We start from the raw sequence: 21,111 nt of genomic DNA, 5'->3' as shown, positions 1-21,111 counted from the left end.
AACATTCCGGGAGGTCGGGGTATCAACATATCTGGCGTTGACTTTTGGCACGCTGTTGAGTTCTCAAGGAACGGACGCTTCCTTCGTACTCACCCGCAGACCATGTCTGGGGTTTTCCTCCGGGCGCTTCCCTTCGGTGTTTCATTTTGTTCTGTACTTCGTTCCTGCGTTTCCGACTCTATCAGACTCTTTCGTGTCCGATTCCCCGTCGGAGCGGGGTTTGCTTTCCAGTTCTTCGCTTTCGCGTTTCCCTTTCCGGCGATTCCGACTCTACCAGATCCTTTCGGGCCTGATTCCCAGTCAGCGGGGCTTGTCCTCCCGGCCCTGCGGCCGTTCCGACGTTCCAAACCTTAGCGGATTCCGCAGGCGACTCATAATCGAGGCTTCGAAATGAATTTCGGCATGCCGAAATTCGTCCCGGCCAGGGGATCGTGCTGTGTTTGGGTGCCGCTGCTGCGGCGTGAGTGGCTGCTACCGGGCCGTACCGACCCCGTGACAACTCGGAGCACTTTACGGACCGGCCGGGGGCGTGTCAAACCGGTTGTCGCTCGCCCCGCTCAGCCCCCCAGCGGGCCCCATCGGCTCCGTCAGTCCAGGTCGGTCAGGCGGCCGCCGGCGTCCGGCTGGGCGTCCTCCACGCGGCGCAGGAGGCGGATCAACAGCTCTCCGAGCACTCCGCGTTCGTCACCGGTGAGGTCCTGGAGCAGTTCCTCCTCGAAGTCCGAGGCCATCCGCATCGCCGCCAGCCACTTCGTGCGGCCCTCGTCCGTCAGCTCGACGATCACGCGGACCCGGTTCGTCTCGTCGCGGTCGCGCGTCACCAGGCCCTCGCCCGCCATGCGGTCGATGCGGTGCGTCATCGCCGCCGGAGTGAGGCCGAGGCGCTTCGCGAGTTCGCCGGGGCCCAGGCGGTAGGGGGCTCCCGCGACCACCAGGGTCTTGAGGACCTCCCATTCGGCGTTGCTGATGCCGAGGTCGGCGACGTGTCTGCCGTACGCGACGTTCATCCGGCGGTTCAGCCGGCCGAGGGCCGAGACGATCTGCTCCACCTGGGGGTCGAGGTCGCGGAACTCGCGCTGGTAGGCGGCGATCTGCTCGTCGAGGCTCGGCTCCTGGAGATCCGGCGGGCCGGCTTTCGCGGGGGTGTCGGACATCGGGGCAGTATGCCACGCATCTCTGTTGGCGTTGAAGTCCTTCTCTGTGTACTGTTTAGCTTCTAAGTTTAGTTTTGAAGTCTTCAGACTTCGACCCTTGATCTTTGAGGCAGGTGAGTGTGACCAGGGCGATGGGCGCATCCTCGGCGATGCGCCGGATCCAGGCGGGGAACGCGCTGAGCGCGTTCGGGCTGGGATTCACGGTTCCGTATCTCTACGTGTACGTGGCTCAGGTGCGGGAGCTGGGTGCGAGTACGGCCGGTGCCGTGCTGGCGGTCTTCGCGCTGGCCGCGCTGGTCGTGCTGCCCTTCATCGGGCGGGTGATCGACCGGCGCGGTCCGCTGCCCGTCCTGGTGGGTGGCGCGCTCGTCGCCTCCGTCGGGGCGCTCGCCATGGGGCTCGCCGGCAGCGTGCCGGCCGCCGTGGCCGCCGCCGCGCTGCTGGGGGCCGGGACCGCCGTCATGCAGCCCGCGCTGGCCACGATGATCGTGCGGTCGTCGACGCCCTCGACCCGGACGCGCGCCTTCGCCACCCAGTTCTTCCTGGCGAACCTCGGACTCGGTGTCGGCGGGCTGATCGGCGGGCAGCTCGTCGACGAGAACCGGCCCGGCAGTTTCCTCCTGCTCTTCTCCGTCGAAGCCGTGATGTTCCTCGTGCTCGCGGCGATCGCGCTCACCGTCCGGCTGCCCCGGCCCGCCGCCCTTCCCGTCCCTGAACCGCCCGGTCTGCCGGGTCCGCAGGGTCCGCCCGGACGGTCCGCGGCCCGGGAGCGGGGGATGCGGGAGCTGCTGAGCCACCGGGCCATGGTGCATCTGTGCCTGCTGGGGTTCGTGCTCTTCTTCGCCTGTTACGGGCAGTTCGAGTCGGGGCTCGCCGCGTACGGCACCGAGGCCGCCGGGATCGATCCGTCGACCCTCGGGATCGCGCTGGCCGCCAACACCGCGGTGATCGTGGTCGCGCAGTTCGTCGTCCTGCGGCTGGTCGAGCGGCGCAGGCGCAGCCGGGTGATCGCCGCGGTCGGGCTGATCTGGGCGTTCGCCTGGGTCGTGGCGGGGTTCGCGGGGCTGGGGCACGGCGGCCAGGCGGTGGCGACGGCCGCGTTCGTCTCGACGTACGCGCTCTTCGGGCTCGGCGAGGCGATGCTGTCCCCGACCGTCGCGCCGCTGGTGGCCGATCTCGCGCCCGCCGAGTCGGTCGGCCGGTACAACTCCGCCTTCGCGCTGGTCAAGCAGGTCGCGCTGGCGGTGGGGCCGGCGGTGGGCGGGCCGATGGGCGCGGCCCTGCACGGCCCGTACATCGTGACGTTCGTCCTGTTCTCGCTCGGCATCACCGTCCTGGCCCTGCGGCTGGGGCGGCAGCTCACGCCCGTACAGGACCAGCCGTCGCTCGTGACGGCCTCGCGGGTCGTGGCTCAGGGGCTGCCCGAGCCGGCCGCCCCCGTACCCGTGCCCGTTCCCGCCCCCGCGCCGGTGACCGGGGCCGTCGGCTGAGCGGGCGCCCCGCGCGGCGTCCGGTGGTCAGTGCGGCAGGGCGAACTCGCACCAGACGGCCTTGCCGCCCCCGGGGGTGCGGCGCGAGCCCCAGGACGAGGCGATCGTCGCGATGATGGAGATGCCGCGGCCCGCCTCGTCCGCCGGTTCGGCGCGGCGGCGGCGGGGGAGGTGGTCGTCCCCGTCCGTGACCTCGATGATCAGCCGGCGGTCGGTGCGGCGGAGTCGGAGGCGCATGGGCGGGGTGCCGTGCTGGAGGGAGTTCGCGACCAGCTCGCTCGTGGCGAGCACCCCCAGATCGCACAGCTCGACCGGGAAGCGCCAGGAGGCGAGCACGCCGGTCGCGAAGGCCCGGGCGCGCGGGGCGGCCTCGACGCCGCCGAGCAGGTCGAGTGCCGCGTTGTGGAACAGCTCCGCGTCCGCGCCCGTACGGGCGGGGTGCTGGAGGACGAGGACCGCGACGTCGTCGTCGTGGTCGTCGGTCACGCCGAGGGAGCGGATCAGCCGGTCGCAGACGACCTGGGGCGAGCCCTGGGCGCCGGACAGGGCGCGCTCCAGGGAGGCGACGCCCTCGTCGATGTCCTCCCCGCGCCGCTCGACCAGCCCGTCGGTGTAGAGGACGGCGGTGGAGCCGGGCGGGAGGGCGATCGAGCCCGAGGTGTGGAGCCAGCCGCCGGTGCCGAGCGGCGGGCCCGTCGGGTCCTCGGCGCGCTCGACCGAGCCGTCCGCGGCGCGGACCAGAATGGGCAGATGGCCGGCCGAGGCGTAGACGAGGCGGCCCTCGTTGGGGTCGTGGACGGCGTAGACGCAGGTGGCGATCTGGCTGGCGTCGATCTCGGCGGCGAGTCCGTCGAGGAGCTGGAGCACCTCGTGCGGCGGCAGATCGAGGCGGGCGTAGGCGCGGACGGCGGTGCGCAACTGCCCCATGACGGCGGCGGCGCGCACCCCTCGGCCCATCACGTCCCCGATGACCAGGGCCGTACGGCCGGCGCCGAGCGTGATCACGTCGTACCAGTCGCCGCCGACCGCCGCGTCCTCGCCGCCGGGCCGGTAGGTGGCGGCGACACGCAGGTCGTCGGGCTGCTCCAGCTCCTGCGGGAGCAGCGAGCGCTGGAGGGTGACGACGGTACGGCGGTGGCGGCGCTCGCTGGTGCGCAGCCGCTCGGCCGCCTCGGCGTGGTCGGTGACGTCGGCGGCGTAGATGAGGATGCCCGCGGTGCCCTGGCAGGCGATGGGGGTGCAGGTGACCGTGTAGGAGCCCTCCGCGCCGTCCTGGTGGCGCCGCGCCTTGCGGGACTTGACGGTGCGTGACGTGCCGCTGCGCAGGACCTGGTCGAGCAGGGGGAGCAGGCCCAGCTCGGCGAGTTCCGGGCAGCTCTCGGCCGCGGTGGCGCCGGGGGAACGCGGGCCGAACGTGGTGGCGTACGCGCCGTTGACGTACGCCACGCGGTGGTCGGGGCCGTACACCAGGGCGACGAGGGCGGGCAGTTCGCCGAGGACCTCCCGTACGGACAGCTCCTCGACGGAGGGGAGGGAGGGGACGTCCGCCGGGGGCTCGGGCTTCTGTTCGTACTCACCACGGGCCGCCGGTACCGTGCCGCGGTCCGTCCGCGCGGCGGAGCGGCGCTGTGTACCGGGGAGACGGGCGCTCCAACGCGTGAAGTTCACGGATTCTCTGGCCTCATGGTGTTGTGTGTCGTGCCGTGCGTCTGGGTCGGGTGGCTGGGCGGGCGGGCGCCCGGGGTCCGCGTCGCCGGATGGCGGCGCGGCGGAGCGGTCGGTCCGGATCACTCTGTGCAGATGTGAGCCCACCTATGGTCACACGTCCAGTGTGACCGATCGCACTGACAGGGGCACCGGGGTCACGCGGTCCCGGGGAGCGAACGGTCTCAGGGGTTACGCGGTCGCCGGGGTCGCCGGCCTCACGCCTCCTCGGTCCCCCGGGAACGCTCACCACCCTTGGAACGCCCGGTCCCCCGGGATCGTTCGCCTCCCGCGGCGAGTTCGAACTCGGCGCGCGGGTGCTCCAGCGAGCCGAGGGAGACGATCTCCCGTTTGAAGAGCCCGGACAGGGTCCATTCCGCGAGAACGCGGGCCTTCCTGTTGAAGGTGGGAACACGGCTGAGGTGGTACACGCGGTGCATCAGCCAGGCCGGGTAGCCCTTGATCTTTCGGCCGTAGACGTGCCCCACGCCCTTGTGGAGACCGAGCGACGCGACCGATCCCGCGTAGGCGTGACGGTAGTCCCGGAGGGGTGCGCCGCGCAGGGAAGCGAGGATGTTCTCCGCGAGAACTCTGGCCTGCCGTACGGCGTGCTGCGCGTTGGGCGCGCACTCCTTTCCCGGTTGGTCCGAGGTCAGATCGGGTACGGCGGCGGCGTCACCGGCCGCCCAGGCGTGTTCGGTGCCGTCGACCGCGAGGTGCGCGGTGCAGCGCAGCCGGCCGTGGTCGTTCCGCGGCAGGTCGGTGGCGGCGAGGACGGGGTGCGGCTTGACGCCCGCGGTCCACACGAGCGTCCGGGTGGGGAAGCGGGCGCCGTCGCTGAGGACGGCGACGCGGTCCTCGCAGGAGTCCAGGCGGGTGTCGAGCCGTACGTCGATGTTGCGGGCGCGCAGCTCCCGTACGGCGTACTTGCCCATGACGTCGCCTACCTCGGGGAGGATCCGGCCGGAGGCCTCGACGAGGATCCACTTCATGTCCTCGGCCTTGATGTTGTGGTAGTACCGCGAGGCGTAGCGGGCCATGTCCTCCAGTTCGGCGAGCGCCTCGACGCCCGCGTAGCCGCCGCCGACGAACACGAAGGTGAGGGCGGCGTCGCGGATCGCGGGGTCGCGGGTGGAGGAGGCGATGTCCATCTGCTCGATGACGTGGTTGCGCAGGCCGATGGCCTCCTCGACGGTCTTGAAACCGATGCCGTGTTCGGCGAGACCGGGGACGGGGAGCGTACGGGAGACGGAGCCCGGGGCGAGGACGAGTTCGTCGTACGCGAGGTCGACGGTGCCGGTGCCCTCCTCCTCGGAGGCGAGGGTGCGCAGGGTGGCGGTGCGTTTGGCGTGGTCGATGGCGGTGGCCTCGCCGACGAGGATCTGGCACTGGTCGAGCACGCGGCGGAGGGGGACGACGACATGGCGGGGGGAGATGTTGCCCGCGGCGGCCTCGGGGAGGAACGGCTGGTAGGTCATGTACGGGTCGGGTGACACCACGACGATCTCGGCCTCACCGCTCTTCAGCTGCTGCTTCAGTCTGCGCTGGAGCAGCAGCGCGGTGTACATGCCGACGTAGCCGCCGCCGACCACCAGGACGCGGACCCTGGGCGGGCGCGCCTCGGGCAGGTCTGCCCCGGGCGGCGTTGCCTCGGGCTCGGATGCGGGGGTCGTTCCCCGGGAGATCTCAGCCGTCACCTTCCCATGACGCACCCGGCTTCGTTGTTTGTCCACAGGCGCGACGCATTGTATGACCGGAGAACGTCCGCGGGTGCGGACGGCCGCGGGCCGGCGGGCGTCCGGCGCCGGGGGCAGGCGCGCAGGTCAGCGGGGGCGGGGTGGGTGCGGGGCGGGGGGTGAATCAGGCACGTTCCGGTCCTTGCTCCGATCGGGGGGCGCTCCGTGCGGAACTACCCTCTTCTGAATTGCCCCGGGCTCAACTATGTTCGTAGTTCGTCGGGGTGTCCGGCCGGTTACCGGACCGGGAACCCGGCAGCCAGGCGGGGAGTCTCCGGGGGGAGACATCATTACCGGGGGAACGCTTATGCACATTCAGGATTCTCATTGGCAGGCCGCCGTCGTCACGGAGGGTGACGGACGTGTGGCCGACGAGGGACGACTGGGAGCGGTGGGGGTCGGCGGGTCAGGTCGTGCCGCGCCCCTCCGTGTGGACGCACAGCGCAATCTGGAGCACGTACTGCGCGCGGCTCGCGAGGTCTTCGGCGAGCTGGGGTACGGGGCTCCGATGGAGGACGTGGCGCGGCGCGCCCGGGTCGGGGTCGGCACGGTCTACCGGCGCTTCCCGAGCAAGGACGTACTGGTCAGGCGAATAGCCGAGGAGGAGACCTCCCGGCTGACCGACCAGGCGCGTTCGGCGCTGGGCCAGGAGGAGGAGCCGTGGTCCGCGCTCTCCCGCTTCCTGCGCACGTCGGTGGCATCGGGCGCGGGGCGGCTGCTGCCTCCGCAGGTGCTGCGGGTCGGGGTCGATTCCGACGACGTGGTGGTCGGGCGGAACGGGACGGCGGACGAGGCGCGGGTGCCGCAGCAGCGGCAGGCGGGCCAGCCGGACCTGCGGGTGGTCGGCTCGCGGATATCGGCCTCGGCCGACGATCTGGACGACCCGGGCGCGGTCGAACTGCTCGGCGTCGTCGGGCAGTTGGTGGACCGGGCGCGGGCGGCGGGTGAGCTGCGCGGTGATGTGACCGTGGCGGACGTCCTGCTGGTGATCGCGACGGCGGCGCCCACGCTGCCGGACGCGGTGCAGCAGGCGGCGGCTTCGGCGCGGCTGCTGGACATCCTGCTGGAGGGGCTGCGGTCCCGGCCTGTGTAGCCGGTGTGGTTCGACGCGGGCACTTCGGATACTCGGATACTTCGGAGGTTCTCGCGGAGTGGGGCCGGTGCGTGGATGCGCACCGGCCTTTCCGGGTCCGTACGGTCCGAGTCCGGGTACGAGTGCGAGTGCGAGTGCGAGTGCGAGTGCGACGACTGTGCCTCGGGGCGGCCTGCTTTCCTGCCGGGCTGCTTTCCCACAGGCTGCTTTCCTGCCGGGCTGCTTCCGGACTCGCCTGATTTCGAACTGGTTTGCCGATGAACGGCGTTGATCTTTCCCCGAACGGGTGAAGGTTAAAGCCCACTGTGGGGAAAGCCCCCCGGACGAGTGGTGCGGGGCGCCAAGCCCTGGGTCGGCGCGTCGCGCTGTGGCACGCTGGCCCGGTGTTTGGGACAGAAGGGGCGCGCACGGGGCACGTAACAGGGCACCTGCGGGGGCTTCCGCGATGAACGGCAACGGGCGGGACGAGCCGCAGGACGAACCTCTGGACGGCCGTGACGCCGACGGTGCCGACCGTATCGACGGTACCGCCAGTGGTACTGGCGGCGGTACGGGATCCGGCGAAGTGGCGTCCTCTCGCCAACTGCCGCATCAGGTACCGGGGCAGGTGCCGGAACAGGGGCCGCATCACGGGCCGGGCCAGGTCCCGAGCCAGGGCGGGCCCCGAGAGCCTTCCGGCACCCCCGGTGTTCCCGGCCAGGGCGGTCCGGTGGGGCCGATCGGGCCGGTCGGGCCCGGGGTGTCCGTCGGGCCGGTCGTCCCGCATCCCGCGCCGGGTTCGGACGGGCCGGACGGCAGCGTTCCGCCGCAGCGCGAACGCACCGAAAGTACCGAACGTGCCGAACACGACGGAGGGGTCGAACGCGCCGGAGGGGAGCCGGCCGCACCGGGTCGAGGAGAGCCGCCTCCCTCGGACGCCGACCTGATCCAGCGGATGCGGAACGGCGACGACAGCGCGTACGAGGAGCTGTTCCGCCGCCACTCGGAGCCGGTGCGCCGGTACGCCCGTACCTGCTGCCGCGACGCGCACACCGCGGACGACCTGACGGCCGAGGTGTTCGCCCGTACGCTCCAGGCGGTACGGGGCGGCGCCGGGCCCGAACAGGCGGTGCGCGCCTACCTGCTGACGACCGTACGGCGGGTGGCCGCGTCCTGGACGAAGTCCGCGAAGCGCGAGCAACTGGTCGACGACTTCGCGGTGTTCGCCGCGCAGGCGACCCGTACCTCCGAGGTCTCGGCCGAGGACACCCTCGACCTGGGCGCGGACGTCCTGGCGATGCACGAGGCAGACCGGTCCATGGCCATGCAGGCCTTCCGGAGCCTGCCGGAACGCTGGCAGGCCGTCCTGTGGCACACCACGGTCGAGGAGGAGTCGCCGAGCGAGGTCGCGCCGCTCTTCGGGCTGACCGCCAACGCCACCGCAGTACTGGCGAGTCGGGCGCGCGAGGGGCTCAAGCAGGCGTATCTCCAGGCACACATCAACTCGGCGCTCACCTCGGCGGGCGACTGCTCGCGGTACGCCGACCGGCTCGGCGCCTACGCCCGCGGCGGGCTGCGCATGCGTGCCGAGCGCGGGCTGCGCAAGCATCTGGCGGAGTGCGCGAAGTGCCGCCTCGCGGCGGGTGAGCTGGCGCAGGTCAACGCGGCGATCCCGGCGGTGCTGCCGATCGCGGTGATCGGCTGGTTCGCGGCGGGGTACTCGCTCAAGGCGGCCGGGGTCGTGGCGGGCGGCGCCGTGGGAGCGGCCGGCGCGGGCGCCGCGGCGGCGGCGACAGGCGGAACAGCAGGCACTGCAGGGACTGCAGGGACTGCAGGGGCGACAGGGGCGACGGGCGGGGCCGCCGGGGGCGTTGCGGGCGGGGCCGCCGGTGGCGCCTCCGGCGGCTCGGCGGGCTCGGGGGCCGGTGGCGCGGGCGCCGCGTCCGAGGGGCTCGGCGCCCCGGCGAAGGCGGGGATCGCGGGGCTGCTGGTGGTCGCCGCCGCCGGTCTGGTGTACGCGCTGTCGGGCAACAGCCCGGAGCCCGACGCCAAACCCCGGGAGAAGCCGCCGGTCGCGCAGCCGCTCGTACCGCGGCTACCGGTCCCGTCGTCCGCGCCGGCCGAACCCTCGACGCCTCCCCCGGCGCCGTCCGCTCCGGCCCCGACGCCGGCTCCTTCGAAGAAACCCGCGCCGGCACCCCCCACCCCCACGAAGCCCGCGCCGGAACCCGAGCCGAGCCCGAGCCGTACCACCCCCGGCCCCACGCCCACCCCCGAGCCGTCGCCGCCTCCCCTGCCGGAGCCGACCTCCCGTCCGAAACCGCCATTGCCGCCCGCCCCGGCCGACTACCAGGTCAACGAGCTGGCGTACGGCGTCCTCGGGGACGGCTCCGAGCCCGAGGTGCGGCTCGTCGGGAGCGGCTGGCTCTGGCAGCGGTCGAACGTGTCGATCGGCGGCACCCGCCACGGCCACGGCGTCACCATGCGCGCCTCGTCCTCGGTGACCATCGACCTCAACCGGAGCTGTTCCTCGTACGCGGCGCTGGTCGGCGTGGACGACCTGACGCTCGGCCAGGGCTCCGTACGCTTCTCCCTCTACGGCGACGGCACCCGTCTCTGGCGCTCCCCCGTACTGCACGGCGGCGACGCGGCCGTACCCGTCCAGGTGGGCATCTCCGGCCGCGACTCCATCCGCCTGGTCGTGGAACCGCACGCCCCGAACGATGTCGTCGCCCTCGCGGACTGGGCGCGGTCCCGCATCAGTTGCCCTTGAACCCCGGGGCGAGGAGCGCGCGTACACCGGTCCGTACGGCGTCCCAGTCGGTACCCGGTTCACGGTCCCGCGCCCGTGGCAGCCAGGTCGCCCGGTCCCGGTGCTCGCGGCGCAACTGCTCCGCGTCCACCTCGGCGCCGAGCGGCGGACCGGACGCCTCCAGCTCGCCGATGCGCCGGTCCATCGCGGCCAGCAGCGCCCTGTCGAGTGCGGTCACCGCCGCGAGGAACTCGCTCGTGGGCATGGTCACCCGCCCCGTCGGCGGGCCGGCGAACTCGATCACGCCCTCCGGGTCCGGCCGGTGCTCCCAGGCCACGGTCACCGTGTCGCCCGTCACCTTGTCGCCGGGCTCGGTGACGGTACGCCAGCAGCGGATGTGCGGGGCGACGCGCAGGTAGTCGGTGTACAGGAAACCGGCGCTGTGCCAGTTCAACGCGGCCTCGGCCTCCGGTGTGTCGCGCCAGGTCCACTCCGGCGAGAGCTCGGCCGCCACGTCCAGCAGGTCCGGCGGCACCGGTTCCATCGCCCCCGACACGAGCGCGATCATGTCCTCCCACAGGCGGACGACGTAGTAGTCCACGTACGGGTGCTGTGGCCCGCCCTCCTCTTCGTTCCGCAGCTGCCGGACGCTGCGCTCGGAGTAGCGCAGCACCTCGTGGCCGCCGAGGTCGACGCAGTACCAGCCGTCGGTCAGGCCGAACCAGTGCAGTACGGGACGCTCGCGGCCCCATGGTCCGACCTGCTCCAACGGGGTCAGACCGAAGCGGATGCGCATCGCGGGATCGGTGGTCGTCACAGATTCAGTTTCGAATACGGACGCACCCTGTTGCACTCTGCGGGGTCACGGACACGTAAGGGCAGACGCCAGGAGAGGAAGTCATGCCCATCCGAACCGAAGCCCAGTTCACCGAGGTGTACCGGGCCCACTACGAGGATCTGCTGCGCTTCATACGCCGTCGGGCCCATCCGATGAACGTCGACGACATCGTCGGGGAGACGTTCCTCGCCGCGTGGCGCCGCCGGAGCGAGCTGCCCGAGGATCCACGGCCCTGGCTGTTCCGCACGGCACGCAACGCCATGCTGAACGCGAACCGCGGGATGCGCCGCCGGTCGGCGCTGGTGGTGCACATCCAGCAGTCCTCCGAGCCCGGCGCCCGGCACGCCACGCCCGACATGACGGACCAGGTGGAGAACCGGCTGGAACTCGGCGCCGCCTGGCGGCAACTCGCCCCGGCGGACCAGGAAGTGCTCGCCCTGCACGTCTGGGAGGAGCTCTCCGCCCGGGACGCCGCGCGGGTCCTCGGCTGCACCCGCGCCGCCTACGCCATGCGGCTCACACGGGCGAAGCGCCGCCTGGCGGCACGGCTCACGGCAGGCACCGCCGTATCGCCGGCCCTCGCCATGACCCGCTGACGCTCTGCCCGCAGCCCCCTTACCTCTGCACCTCTGCTCCCTGACTGGAGACACCGTGACCGACGACCTTCTCGCCCGCCTGGCCAAGCTGGACGCCGCCCCCCGCACCGAACCGACCGCCGCCGAGATCGACCGCGAGGAGACTCTGCTGCGCACCGTGCTGAGCGACACCGAGCGGCCCGCCCGGTCGGTCGGCACCACCTTCCGCCGCCCCCTCGTGCGGCGTACGGCGTTCACGCTGGCCGGCGGCCTCGCCGCGGGCCTGGCCTTCGTCGCGGTGGCGGGCGGCCTGCCCGGCCTGGGCGGCGGCGGACCGCTGCCGTCGTCCGAACTGGCGAGCTGGACACCCACCCCGAACGCCCTGGACATCTCCGCCGGCAAGGGCTCCGCCGCCGAGAAGACGTGCCTGGAGGTGGCGGGGTACACCCCCGACAAGCCGTCCCCCACGATCGCCAACGCCGACGTGCGCGGCAAGGTCGCCTCCATGATCGTCATCTGGGGGAAGGACGACGCGTCGTACTGCCTGGCCGCCTCGGACGGCACCGGCCTCATGATGGCCATCGACCCGACGGTCGAGGTCGACGCCGACGCCCTCACCCTGGACACGCTGGGCGCCCGCGGCAGCGACGACGGAGAGTTCAACTACGCGCTCGGCTCGGTGGGCTCCGACGTCAAGGACGTCACCGTGCGCGACTCCGGGAAGACCATCCACGCCACGGTGCAGGACGGCCGGTGGACCGCGTGGTGGCCGGACGGCGACCCGGACGGCCTGATCACCGGCACCGTCACGGTCACCCTCACGGACGGTACGACCCGGAGCGTCACGGGCGACGAGCTGATGGCCCAGCGCCCTGAATGATCCGAGTGGTCAACCGACATCGTTGACTCCGATGTCGTTGACTCCGGCCTCGGCGCGGGGCGCGGGCACGTCCGGCGACCTGCCGGGTGACCGTATCGGCGCCGGGGCGATCCGCCCGCTCCGGCAGGGTGTGATCAGCTCACCGCGCCGGTCCCCCCGACGGAGACCGTGCCGTTGCGGTTCTCCCAGACATGGCCCAGCAGGACGCGGTCCTCGTCACGGGCCCACTCCAGGTAGGCCAGCTCCGCGAGCGAACCCGCCGGGATCTCGACGCCGAGTCTGTCGGCGAGCGCGATCATAAGGGGAAGCACTCCGTCCATGAGCTTGATCATGTCCCGGTGGAACGACCTGCCCCGTCGCTGGAGAGCCCGGGTGACGAACTCCCCGTACGCCTCGGGGTCGACCATGACCCAGTCGCCGGAGACGTCGTCCAGTCCCGTCGGCACCCGGAGGATCCGCTTGCCCAGGGCATCGACCCCACCCATGAACAACTGGCCGACGGCCAAGGCGGGTTCCCAGACGTCCTCGTCGGTGTCGGTGACGGTGAAGATGTAACTCACTCCGCCAACGTATCCGGGCGTCGGCGCGTCGTCCTCCTGAATACGCGGGCGCTGCGCGCAGCCCTCGACGAGCCGTTGCGGGCCGGGGCTCCCGACGACGGAGCCGGGCCGAACCGGGTCAGCCGCCCGCTTCGACGTACGACGCCAGGTTGGCCAGCGAGGAGGCGATCCCGGCCTCGTGGGCCGCCTGGTCGATGCCGGGCGGCACGTCCGTGGCGATGACGGTCACCTCGGTCCCCTCACCGGTGGCCGTGAAGTGCCAGGTCATCGTCATCGTGCCCGCGAAGGACGGATCGTCCGCCTCGAACACCCCCCGCTGCACCACACGCTCCGACGGCACCAGTTCGGCGAACTCGACCTCGACGACATCCGTCGCGTCCGTCGTCTTGCCGGGGCTGTCGGCGGGGTTGAGGTAGGTGAGCGTCATCCGGTACCCGCCACCGGGCCGGGGGTCCCACCGCTCGACGCGCCCGCGCATGCCGTCCGGCGGCATCCAGGCCTCCAGGGCCGCCCGGTCGAGGAGGGCGCCGTAGACGGCCGCCGGGGATGCCGCGATCATCCGGACGGCGCGGTCGATTCTTCCCATGGCCCGATCCTAGAACCGGGGTTTGCGTCGTGCCCGTATCTCCGACCAATCCGGCGGAGATCAGGCCGGGAAGCCGTCGTCGGCCTTGAGCGCCGCGACGAACGACACCCAGGCGCCGACGGGTTGGGGGTTGAGCGGGCTGGAGGACTCGGCGGTGCTGATCCTCTCGGAGCTGCTGACGAACGCGGCGCGGCATGCCCGTGTCTCGCCGGCGCGGAAGATCGAGACCCGGTATCTCGCCGGGCCGCACGGGCTGCGGATCGAGGTGCACGACGCGTCCTGCGAGCAGCCGCGGACCAGAACGCCGGACGTGGACGCGTGCGACGGGCTCGTCATCGTGGAGGACCTCGCCGACCAATGGGGCGTCCACCAACGCGAGCGCGGCGGCGTCGGGAAAGTCGTCCGGGCCACCCTGTCGGGGTGAGACGGGAGTGGGCCGCCCGGGCGATGGTCCGGGCGGCCCGTCAGCCCACCGGGACGCCGTTCTCCAGGCAGACCGTCACCCCGAGGTTCCGCGCCTCGACGCAGGCGCGGACCCGGCGGGCCAGCACCGGGGTCAGGCGCTCGGACACCCGGCCCGGGTCCACGAACGCGAACGCCCGGAGTTCCGCAGCCTGGAGGCGGATCGCCGTGACCTTCTCGGCCGGCAGGACGCCGCCGTCGAAGATGACCGCCATCGCCTCGCTGCGGCCGGGGCGCGGTGGCGTCCAGTCGATGCCGAGCAGCCGGCCCGGCTCCAGGGTGAGCCCGAGTTCCTCCTCGACCTCGCGTGCCGCGCCTCGGCGGGGGGACTCGTCCCGCTCCACCGCGCCGCCGGGGATCTCCCACGGCTCCTTGTACACCGGGTCCACCAACAGCACCCGGCCTTCGAGGTCGAAGAACAGCACCCCGGCCGAGACGCGTTTACGTGCCAGCGAGCGGTCGTAGGCGGTCAGATCGCCGGCGGCGGTGTCCATACGCCGAGCTTAGGCTCGTCCAGGGAGCCCGCGTCCACACGCCACCACCCGTACCGGCGAGGTGAGTTCTGCCGTTGCGAGGGGCGCGCCTCGTCGGCCCCGGCCCTGGTCCTGCCGCCTACGACCGGAGTGTCGGGCGGGGGGCCACGCCGCCTGCTACCGCGCGTTGGCGGGGGGCCGCCGTGCCCGTCCAGCAGGTACCTCGGCGGGAGAGGAGGCGGCGGAGCCAGAGTTCCGTGGAGACCAGGTCCGCTATGCCGTCCAGCGGGACCGGTTCGCCCTCGGCCGCCGCGCGCAGGGCCTTGCGGACGACGCGGGCCTCGACCAGGCCCGCGTCGGCGAGGAGCGGGGCGTCGAAGAGGGTGATCAGGTCGCCGATGGAGGCGCGCAGGCCGACCCGGGTGGCCGCCGCCGAGCCCGCGCGGGAGGTGGCGCCCCAGCCCGGGGGGAGGTCGTGGATGCCCATGCCGGCCAGGACCGTACGGAGGATGTCGGCGCGGGCGCCCGGCTGGACCCGTAGCGCCTCGGGGAGTTCGCGGCAGGCCCGTACGACCTGGTTGTCCAGGAACGGCGCGTGCAGCCGCTGGCTGCGGATCTCGCTCGCCTGCTCGAAGACCCGGTGGTCGGCCGCGAAGCGGGCGAGGGCGGCGCGGGCGCGGGCCTCGCCGGGGCGCTGGACCGAGGTGGGGCGGGTCGCGCCCGACAGAAGGCGAACCGATACTTCGGCCAGGGCCTCCCCGGTCAGCCAGCGCGCCGCCGGCCCCGGCCGTGACCAGGTCAGTGCGGCGAGCGAGGCGCCCAGCGGGCCGTTCGACGCGGCGGACAGGAGCGCCCGGTTCGCCTCGGGGAGCCGGGCCGCGGCCTCTTCGAGTCCGGCGCGGTAGGGCGTACGGGCCAGCCTGCGCGCCGCCCGGTAGACGGTCACCGGGATGAAGAGGGAGGCCGGGGAGGGGCCTTCGGCCTTCGCCAGCGCGGTGACCGGCTGGAGCAGGTGGCGTCTGCGGCGGTCGAGCAGCAGGTCGGCCAGGCGCGCCGGGTGCGCGTCGAGGACCTCGCGCGCGCCCGCCCCGGTGAGGTGGTCCGCGCTGCCCGCGGCGAGGCGCCGCCGGTGGCGTTCCGCCGCGACCAGGGAGGGGCCCGGCTCGTCGGTGAGCGGGCCCTCCAACTCGGCGTACGGCAGCGCCTCCTCACCCGCCGCGACGACCACGTGGTGCAGCCGGGGGTTGTCGGCGATCGACCTGGCCCGCTCCAGCTCCGCCTCGTCCCGGCCCGCCGCGGACAGGTCGTTGAAGGTGACGGCGAGCAGCCGCTCCCCCGCGCCCGTGCCGTGCCCGAGGATCGTGCCCGGCGCGCCGGGCAGCCCGGCGGCGAGCAGTGCGAGGGTGCCGGACGCGCTGCCGCCGGAGAGGTCGGCGCCGATGCCGGGTACGGGGCCGCCGCCCCCGCGCGCGGCGCGCCGGTCGGCGGGCCCCATGCCGGGGACGGGCCCGGGGTCGGGCGCCACCATCTCGGGGGCGTGGCGCGGCGCGAGGAGCCGGGCGCGTACGGAGTCGACCAGGGCGTCCCGTACGCCTTCGACGGCCCGCTCCGGGTCGCGCTGGGGGCCGGCCACGGCGAGGGAGGCGACCGGTTCGTACCCGGTGATCTCGCGGGACCCCTCGCGCAGCACGAGCGCGTGCCCGGGCGGGATGCGCTTGACGCCCTCGTACGGGGTGGAGTCGCGCAGCGCCTCCGGGGTTTCGGGGCAGGCGAGCAGCGCGGCGAGGTGCCCGATGTCGAGCTGCGCCTCGATGAGGTCGGCGAGCGGCAGCGCGGCGGTGGCGTACGCCGTACCGCTCGCCCAGGGCGTGTAGAAGACGGGGCGCGCCCCGGCCAGATCGCCGGCGATGGTGATCCGGCGGCCGATCTGGGCGACGGCGGTGTAACTGCCCGACCAGGCGGTGAGATGGCGCAGCGCGCCGCCGCGCGCGGCGAACAGACCGACGCGCAGCTCCTCGTCGGTGGCCCCGCAGCAGCCGAGTACGGCGAGCCGGGTGAAGGGGTCGACGGTGACGACTCTCACCTCGTCGGGGCGCCAGTCGCCGACGGCCCAGAGGGGATCCGGGTCGCCCCACAGGAGTTGGGAGCCGACCGGGTGGACGCTGCCGCCCTCGGAGTCGCCGACGGGGCCGACCGCGCCGGCCGTGCCGAAGCGCGCGGCGATACTGCTCCATCCCACCAACCAGCGCATCGCCGCCTCCACGCTTCCACAGCCTGTGGATCAATCGGGCCCGGACCCGGGCACCTCCGGAACCAGGATCGTGCGGTCCCGGGGCCATGATCCCGCGTCGAAGCTCAAGCTGAGAAGCTCGAACCGAAGCCGTTCAGGACCATGCTGCCATGACAACAGCGCACGGGAGGGCCTACGGAAGCGTGTGCGCGAAGGGGAATGCGCCCCTGGCATTGGCCATGTGGCGGAGATACGGCCCCCTGTCCATGGGCAGCATTCAGCCAATCTCCGAACGCGGCGCGGCGCGACGCCCGGGCCCCGGCGCCGGCAAACGTTCGGTCCGGGAGGCGGGATTCGCCTCCCGGACCGGTCCACCGCCCGCGGGGATTGGGGCGGCGGGATCCCCCAGCCCACTCGTTCCAGTACGCAGTGGGCCGACCCACGCAGGTCTCATGGAAGCGCTCCCGCTCCCCCGGGGCCAAGAGCGCACGGCCGGGCGCACGCTACACAACCGGAGCACGGGACGCCTCTCCGGGGCCCGTTCGGCGGCTTGCGGACGGACAACAATCCCGCCATCCGGAAGTCCGCCCCTTAACGGTCGGGATGTGGCGAACTACGCTGGGTTTACGAATGCCGCGCGCCTATGCCGCAAGTCGGCGGCCGTCTGTGTGTCGAGGGGTGACGCATGTCCAGGGAGCTACGCGGGCCGAACGAGAAGCTCGGCACCGTTCTCGCCCTCGCGGGAATCAGCAACGCCGGCCTCGCCCGGCGGGTCAACGACCTCGGGGCGCAGCGCGGTCTGACACTTCGCTACGACAAGACCTCCGTGGCGCGATGGGTGTCCAAGGGGATGGTTCCGCAGGGTGCGGCGCCCCATCTCATCGCCGCAGCCATCGGAGCCAAGCTGGGACGTCCTGTCCCGCTCCACGAGATAGGGCTCGCGGACGCGGACCCGGCCCCGGAGGTCGGGCTCGCCTTCCCGCGGGACGTCGGGGAGGCGGTGCGCTCGGCGACGGAGCTGTACCGGCTGGACCTGGCGGGCCGGCGCGCGGGCAGCGGGGGCATCTGGCAGTCGCTGGCCGGATCTTTCGCAGTGAGCGCTTACGCCACACCCGCGTCCCGGTGGCTGATAACACCCGCCGACTCCTCGGTCGCCCGTGATCCGGCGGTCGCGGAGGCGGCGCAGGGAGCGCACGGCGGGGGTGGAGCCGCCGCGCAGGGGGCCGCGCAAGGAGCCTCCCAGGGGGCCGACGGGGCCGGGCCGGCCGGGGGCTCCGGCGAGCTGTCGCCGCTGCGTGTGGGCCACAGCGATGTCGCCAAGCTGCGCGAGGCCGCGTCCGACGCGCGCCGCTGGGACTCCAAGTACGGGGGCGGCGACTGGCGTTCCTCCATGGTGCCGGAGTGCCTGCGGGTCGACGCGGCGCCGCTGCTCCTCGGGGCGTACAGCGACGAGGTCGGCCGGGGGCTCTTCGGCGCGACGGCCGAACTGACCAGGCTGGCCGGGTGGATGGCCTTCGACACGGGCCAGCAGGAGGCCGCGCAGCGGTACTACATCCAGGCGCTGCGGCTGGCGCGCGCGGCGGCCGACGTACCGCTGGGGGGGTATGTCCTGGCGTCCATGTCGCTCCAGGCGACCTACCGGGGCTTCGCCGACGAGGGCGTCGACCTCGCCCAGGCGGCGCTGGAGCGCAACCGGGGGCTGGCCACGGCCCGCACGATGAGCTTCTTCCGGCTGGTGGAGGCGCGCGCACACGCGAAGGCGGGCGACGCGGTCGCGGCCGGGGCGTCGCTGAAGGCGGCCGAGGGGTGGCTGGAGCGCTCCCGGGACGGTGACGCGGATCCGGGGTGGCTGGGCTTCTACTCGTACGACCGGTTCGCGGCCGACGCCGCCGAGTGCTACCGCGACCTGAAGGCGCCGCGCCAGGTACGGCAGTTCACGGAGCAGGCGCTCTCCCGGCCGACGGAGGAGTTCGTACGCTCGCACGGCCTGCGGCTGGTGGTGAGCGCGGTCGCCGAGCTGGAGTCGGGCAATCTGGACGCGGCGTGCGCGGCCGGTACGCGGGCGGTGGAGGTCGCGGGACGGATCTCGTCGGCCCGTACGACCGAGTACGTACGGGACCTGCTGCACCGCCTGGAGCCGTACGGGGACGAGCCCCGGGTGGTCGAGCTGCGGGAGCGGGCCCGGCCGCTGCTGGTGGCGCCCGCGTAGGCCCTCGGCGCCGGCCGCCGGATCGGGTGCGTTGATCACCTCGCGCGGGTTTAAGCGGACCGCGGGCGGGCCAGTGCACTATCGGGGTGGGAGGTGACGCGCGCGATGGGCGGGCACGTGGGGTTCGACTGCGAGGTTCTGGTGATCGGCGGCGGGATCGTCGGCCTGTCGACGGCGTACGCGATCACGCGCGCGGCGCCGGGCACCCGCGTCGTGGTGCTGGAGAAGGAGTCCGGTCCCGCGCGCCATCAGACGGGCCACAACAGCGGGGTGATCCACAGCGGGGTCTACTACCGCCCGGGATCGCTCAAGGCGCGGTACGCGGTGCGCGGCTCCGCCGAGATGGTCAAGTTCTGCGCGGAGTACGGCATTCCGCACCGGGTCACGGGCAAGCTGATCGTCGCCACCCGCCGCGACGAGCTGCCCCGGCTGCACGCCCTGGTCCAGCGCGGCCGGGAGAACGGCCTGCCGGTCCGGGAGCTGGGCCCGGCCCAGATCATGGAGTACGAGCCGCAGGTGCGCGGCCTCGCGGCGATCCGGGTCGGCACGACGGGCATCTGCGACTTCGCGGCGGTCGCCCGGCAGCTCGCCGCCTCGGCGGAGGCCGCCGGCGCCTGCGTACGGTACGGATCCGAGGTCACCGCCGTCGACCGGCGCCCCTGGGGCGTCGCGGTCCGCACGGCGACGGGGAGCGTGGTCAGGGCGCGGGCCCTGGTCAACTGCGCGGGGCTGCAGTGCGACCGGCTGGCCCGGCTCACGGGCGACGACCCGGGGATGCGGATCGTGCCGTTCCGGGGCGAGTACTACGAGCTGGCCAGGCCGGAGCTGGTGCGGGGACTGGTCTATCCGGTGCCGGACCCGGCGTTCCCGTTCCTCGGGGTGCATCTGACGCGGGCCGTCGACGGCAGCGTGCACGTCGGACCGAACGCGGTCCCCGCGCTGGCCCGCGAGGGGTACACCTGGACCGCGGTACGCCCGGCCGAGCTGGCCGCGACGCTGGCCTGGCCGGGCTCCTGGCACACGGCGCGCCGGCACTGGCGGTACGGCGCGGGCGAGCTGCGCCGCTCGCTCTCGAAGCGGGCCTTCGCGGCGGCCGTACGGCGGCTGCTCCCCGCGGTCAGGGACGCCGACCTGCGCCCGGCGGCGGCCGGCGTACGGGCCCAGGCGATCCTGCGGGACGGCACCCTGGCGGACGACTTCCTGATCCGGCGGGCGCGGCGCACGGTCCACGTCCTGAACGCCCCGTCCCCGGCGGCGACCGCGTCGCTGCCCATCGGGCGCGAGGTGGCACGCCGGGCGCTCGCGGTGCTGGCGGAGGGGTAGGGCCTTCCCCCTTTCCCCTTTGGCCTTTGGCCTTTCCCCTTTGGCCTTTCCCCTGGCGCCCTTCGTCCGGCGCCCTTCGTCCGGCCCCGGGGCTCCGGGAGCGGTCCGTAGAATTGGGGCATCACGGCCGGATCCCGGCCGCACCCGCCCCGCCTCCGCCCCCACCAGCCCGGATTGCCGAGATGACCGAGAACCCCACAGCGAGCCGCCCCGCGCAGCGCCCCGCGACCCGCCCCGTCGGCCGGATGTTCCCCGACGGCACCGGCCCCGCGGCCGACCCCGCCGGGTCGCACTTCGAGCGGCGGATCCGCAGCTTCCAGCCGCGCCGCAGCCGGGTGACCACCGGGCAGGCCGATGCGCTGCGGCGGCTCTGGCCGGTGTGGGGCATGGACATCGACGGCCGCGGGGTGCTCGATCCGGGCGCGCTCTTCGACGGGCTGCCGGTCGTCCTGGAGATCGGCTTCGGGATGGGCGAGGCGACGGCGCGGATGGCCGCCGACGATCCCGGGACCGGCATCCTCGCCGTCGACGTGCACACCCCGGGCCAGGGCAATCTGCTCCGGCTCGCCGAGGAGAAGGGGCTCGCCAACATACGGGTGGCCAACGGCGACGCGATCATCCTGCTCCGCGAGATGCTGCCCGCCGCGTCGCTCGACGGGATGCGCGTCTACTTCCCGGACCCCTGGCCCAAGAAGCGGCACCACAAGCGCCGGCTGATCCAGCAGGAGTTCCTCACCCTGGCCGCGCCCCGGCTGAAGCCCGGGGCCGTACTGCACTGCGCGACCGACTGGGAACCGTACGCCGAGCAGATGCTCGCCGAGCTCACCGCGCATCCGGACTTCGAGAACACGGCGCCGGACGGCGGCTACGCGCCCCGGCCCGCCTTCCGGCCGCTGACCCGGTTCGAGGGCCAGGGGCTCGACAAGGGGCACGTGGTGCACGACCTGCTGTTCCGCCGTACCGGGAGCCGTACCGGGAGCCGTACCGGGACTCCCGCCGGGACTCCTGCCGGAGATCGCGTCTGACACGGGGTTCGGGCACGGGCCCTCGCCGGGTGTCGGTGCCCC

At 73.2% G+C, this 21,111-nt stretch carries 17 protein-coding genes; 9 read left to right on the top strand and 8 right to left on the bottom strand.

The window, feature by feature from the left end; translation table 11 throughout:
* Positions 1-587: 587 nt before the first annotated feature.
* Positions 588-1,154 carry a MarR family winged helix-turn-helix transcriptional regulator gene (locus ACFXKG_RS07285; RefSeq protein WP_382897156.1) on the bottom strand — a complete coding sequence of 189 codons (567 nt, stop codon included), beginning with the start codon at positions 1,152-1,154 and terminating at the stop codon, positions 588-590.
* Positions 1,155-1,285: 131 nt separating this feature from the next.
* Here ACFXKG_RS07285 and ACFXKG_RS07280 point away from each other — a divergent pair, with 131 nt between their 5' ends.
* Positions 1,286-2,644: an MFS transporter gene (locus ACFXKG_RS07280; RefSeq protein WP_384833750.1), complete on the top strand. Its 1,359-nt coding sequence runs from the start codon at positions 1,286-1,288 to the stop codon at positions 2,642-2,644.
* 27 nt (positions 2,645-2,671) lie between these two features.
* Here ACFXKG_RS07280 and ACFXKG_RS07275 read toward each other — a convergent pair whose 3' ends face one another.
* Both ACFXKG_RS07275 and ACFXKG_RS07270 read right to left on the bottom strand, forming a co-directional pair.
* The gene (locus tag ACFXKG_RS07275) at positions 2,672-4,312 is read right to left on the bottom strand and encodes a SpoIIE family protein phosphatase (RefSeq protein ID WP_384833686.1); all 1,641 of its coding nucleotides are present in this window, start codon (positions 4,310-4,312) and stop codon (positions 2,672-2,674) included.
* Between the two features lie 254 nt (positions 4,313-4,566).
* Positions 4,567-5,916: an NAD(P)/FAD-dependent oxidoreductase gene (locus tag ACFXKG_RS07270; RefSeq protein WP_384833747.1), complete on the bottom strand. Its 1,350-nt coding sequence runs from the start codon at positions 5,914-5,916 to the stop codon at positions 4,567-4,569.
* A gap of 475 nt (positions 5,917-6,391) precedes the next feature.
* Between ACFXKG_RS07270 and ACFXKG_RS07265 the strand changes: the two genes are divergently transcribed.
* Together ACFXKG_RS07265 and ACFXKG_RS07260 are read left to right on the top strand one after the other, a co-directional pair.
* Positions 6,392-7,177, top strand: a complete 786-nt coding sequence (locus ACFXKG_RS07265; RefSeq protein ID WP_384833684.1) for a TetR/AcrR family transcriptional regulator — start codon at positions 6,392-6,394, stop codon at positions 7,175-7,177.
* 445 nt (positions 7,178-7,622) lie between these two features.
* A complete protein-coding gene (locus tag ACFXKG_RS07260) occupies positions 7,623-9,929 on the top strand; it encodes a sigma-70 family RNA polymerase sigma factor (protein WP_384833681.1) in 2,307 nt (768 codons plus the stop codon).
* Here ACFXKG_RS07260 and ACFXKG_RS07255 read toward each other — a convergent pair.
* Positions 9,916-10,725, bottom strand: a complete 810-nt coding sequence (locus tag ACFXKG_RS07255) for a DUF5984 family protein (protein WP_384833678.1) — start codon at positions 10,723-10,725, stop codon at positions 9,916-9,918. The two genes, ACFXKG_RS07260 and ACFXKG_RS07255, sit on opposite strands and share 14 nt — an antisense overlap.
* Positions 10,726-10,808: 83 nt before the next feature.
* Here ACFXKG_RS07255 and ACFXKG_RS07250 point away from each other — a divergent pair, with 83 nt between their 5' ends.
* Together ACFXKG_RS07250 and ACFXKG_RS07245 are read left to right on the top strand one after the other, a co-directional pair.
* Positions 10,809-11,342, top strand: coding sequence for an RNA polymerase sigma factor (locus tag ACFXKG_RS07250; protein WP_384833675.1), 534 nt, complete (start codon positions 10,809-10,811; stop codon positions 11,340-11,342).
* A 55-nt stretch (positions 11,343-11,397) separates the two neighbouring features.
* Positions 11,398-12,201, top strand: coding sequence for a hypothetical protein (locus ACFXKG_RS07245; protein ID WP_384833672.1), 804 nt, complete (start codon positions 11,398-11,400; stop codon positions 12,199-12,201).
* Between the two features lie 134 nt (positions 12,202-12,335).
* Here the strand turns inward: ACFXKG_RS07245 and ACFXKG_RS07240 are convergent, their stop codons facing one another.
* Together ACFXKG_RS07240 and ACFXKG_RS07235 are read right to left on the bottom strand one after the other, a co-directional pair.
* Positions 12,336-12,761 (bottom strand): DUF6086 family protein, encoded by a 426-nt coding sequence (locus ACFXKG_RS07240; RefSeq protein WP_384833669.1) that lies wholly within the window; start codon positions 12,759-12,761, stop codon positions 12,336-12,338.
* A gap of 118 nt (positions 12,762-12,879) precedes the next feature.
* Positions 12,880-13,347, bottom strand: coding sequence for an SRPBCC family protein (locus ACFXKG_RS07235; protein ID WP_384833666.1), 468 nt, complete (start codon positions 13,345-13,347; stop codon positions 12,880-12,882).
* Positions 13,348-13,432: 85 nt separating this feature from the next.
* On the opposite strand from ACFXKG_RS07235, the gene ACFXKG_RS07230 reads away from it, so the two are divergent.
* Positions 13,433-13,771 carry an ATP-binding protein gene (locus ACFXKG_RS07230; protein WP_384833663.1) on the top strand — a complete coding sequence of 113 codons (339 nt, stop codon included), beginning with the start codon at positions 13,433-13,435 and terminating at the stop codon, positions 13,769-13,771.
* 40 nt (positions 13,772-13,811) lie between these two features.
* Here the strand turns inward: ACFXKG_RS07230 and ACFXKG_RS07225 are convergent, their stop codons facing one another.
* Together ACFXKG_RS07225 and ACFXKG_RS07220 are read right to left on the bottom strand one after the other, a co-directional pair.
* Positions 13,812-14,303 (bottom strand): NUDIX domain-containing protein, encoded by a 492-nt coding sequence (locus tag ACFXKG_RS07225; protein ID WP_384833660.1) that lies wholly within the window; start codon positions 14,301-14,303, stop codon positions 13,812-13,814.
* Between the two features lie 118 nt (positions 14,304-14,421).
* Positions 14,422-16,533 carry an asparagine synthase-related protein gene (locus ACFXKG_RS07220; RefSeq protein WP_384833657.1) on the bottom strand — a complete coding sequence of 704 codons (2,112 nt, stop codon included), beginning with the start codon at positions 16,531-16,533 and terminating at the stop codon, positions 14,422-14,424.
* 664 nt (positions 16,534-17,197) lie between these two features.
* On the opposite strand from ACFXKG_RS07220, the gene ACFXKG_RS07215 reads away from it, so the two are divergent.
* From ACFXKG_RS07215 to trmB, 3 genes are all read left to right on the top strand, one after another.
* A complete protein-coding gene (locus ACFXKG_RS07215) occupies positions 17,198-18,721 on the top strand; it encodes a sporulation protein (protein ID WP_384833654.1) in 1,524 nt (507 codons plus the stop codon).
* A 105-nt stretch (positions 18,722-18,826) separates the two neighbouring features.
* Complete coding sequence (gene lhgO, locus ACFXKG_RS07210) at positions 18,827-20,044, top strand: L-2-hydroxyglutarate oxidase (RefSeq protein WP_384833651.1); 1,218 nt, start codon at positions 18,827-18,829, stop codon at positions 20,042-20,044.
* A 245-nt stretch (positions 20,045-20,289) separates the two neighbouring features.
* Positions 20,290-21,069, top strand: a complete 780-nt coding sequence (gene trmB / locus ACFXKG_RS07205) for a tRNA (guanosine(46)-N7)-methyltransferase TrmB (RefSeq protein WP_384833744.1) — start codon at positions 20,290-20,292, stop codon at positions 21,067-21,069.
* Positions 21,070-21,111: the final 42 nt, after the last annotated feature.

This window comes from Streptomyces sp. NPDC059255 (assembly GCF_042752355.1).
Lineage (GTDB): Bacteria > Actinomycetota > Actinomycetes > Streptomycetales > Streptomycetaceae > Streptomyces.
This window is presented reverse-complemented; position numbering and strand designations above follow the sequence as displayed.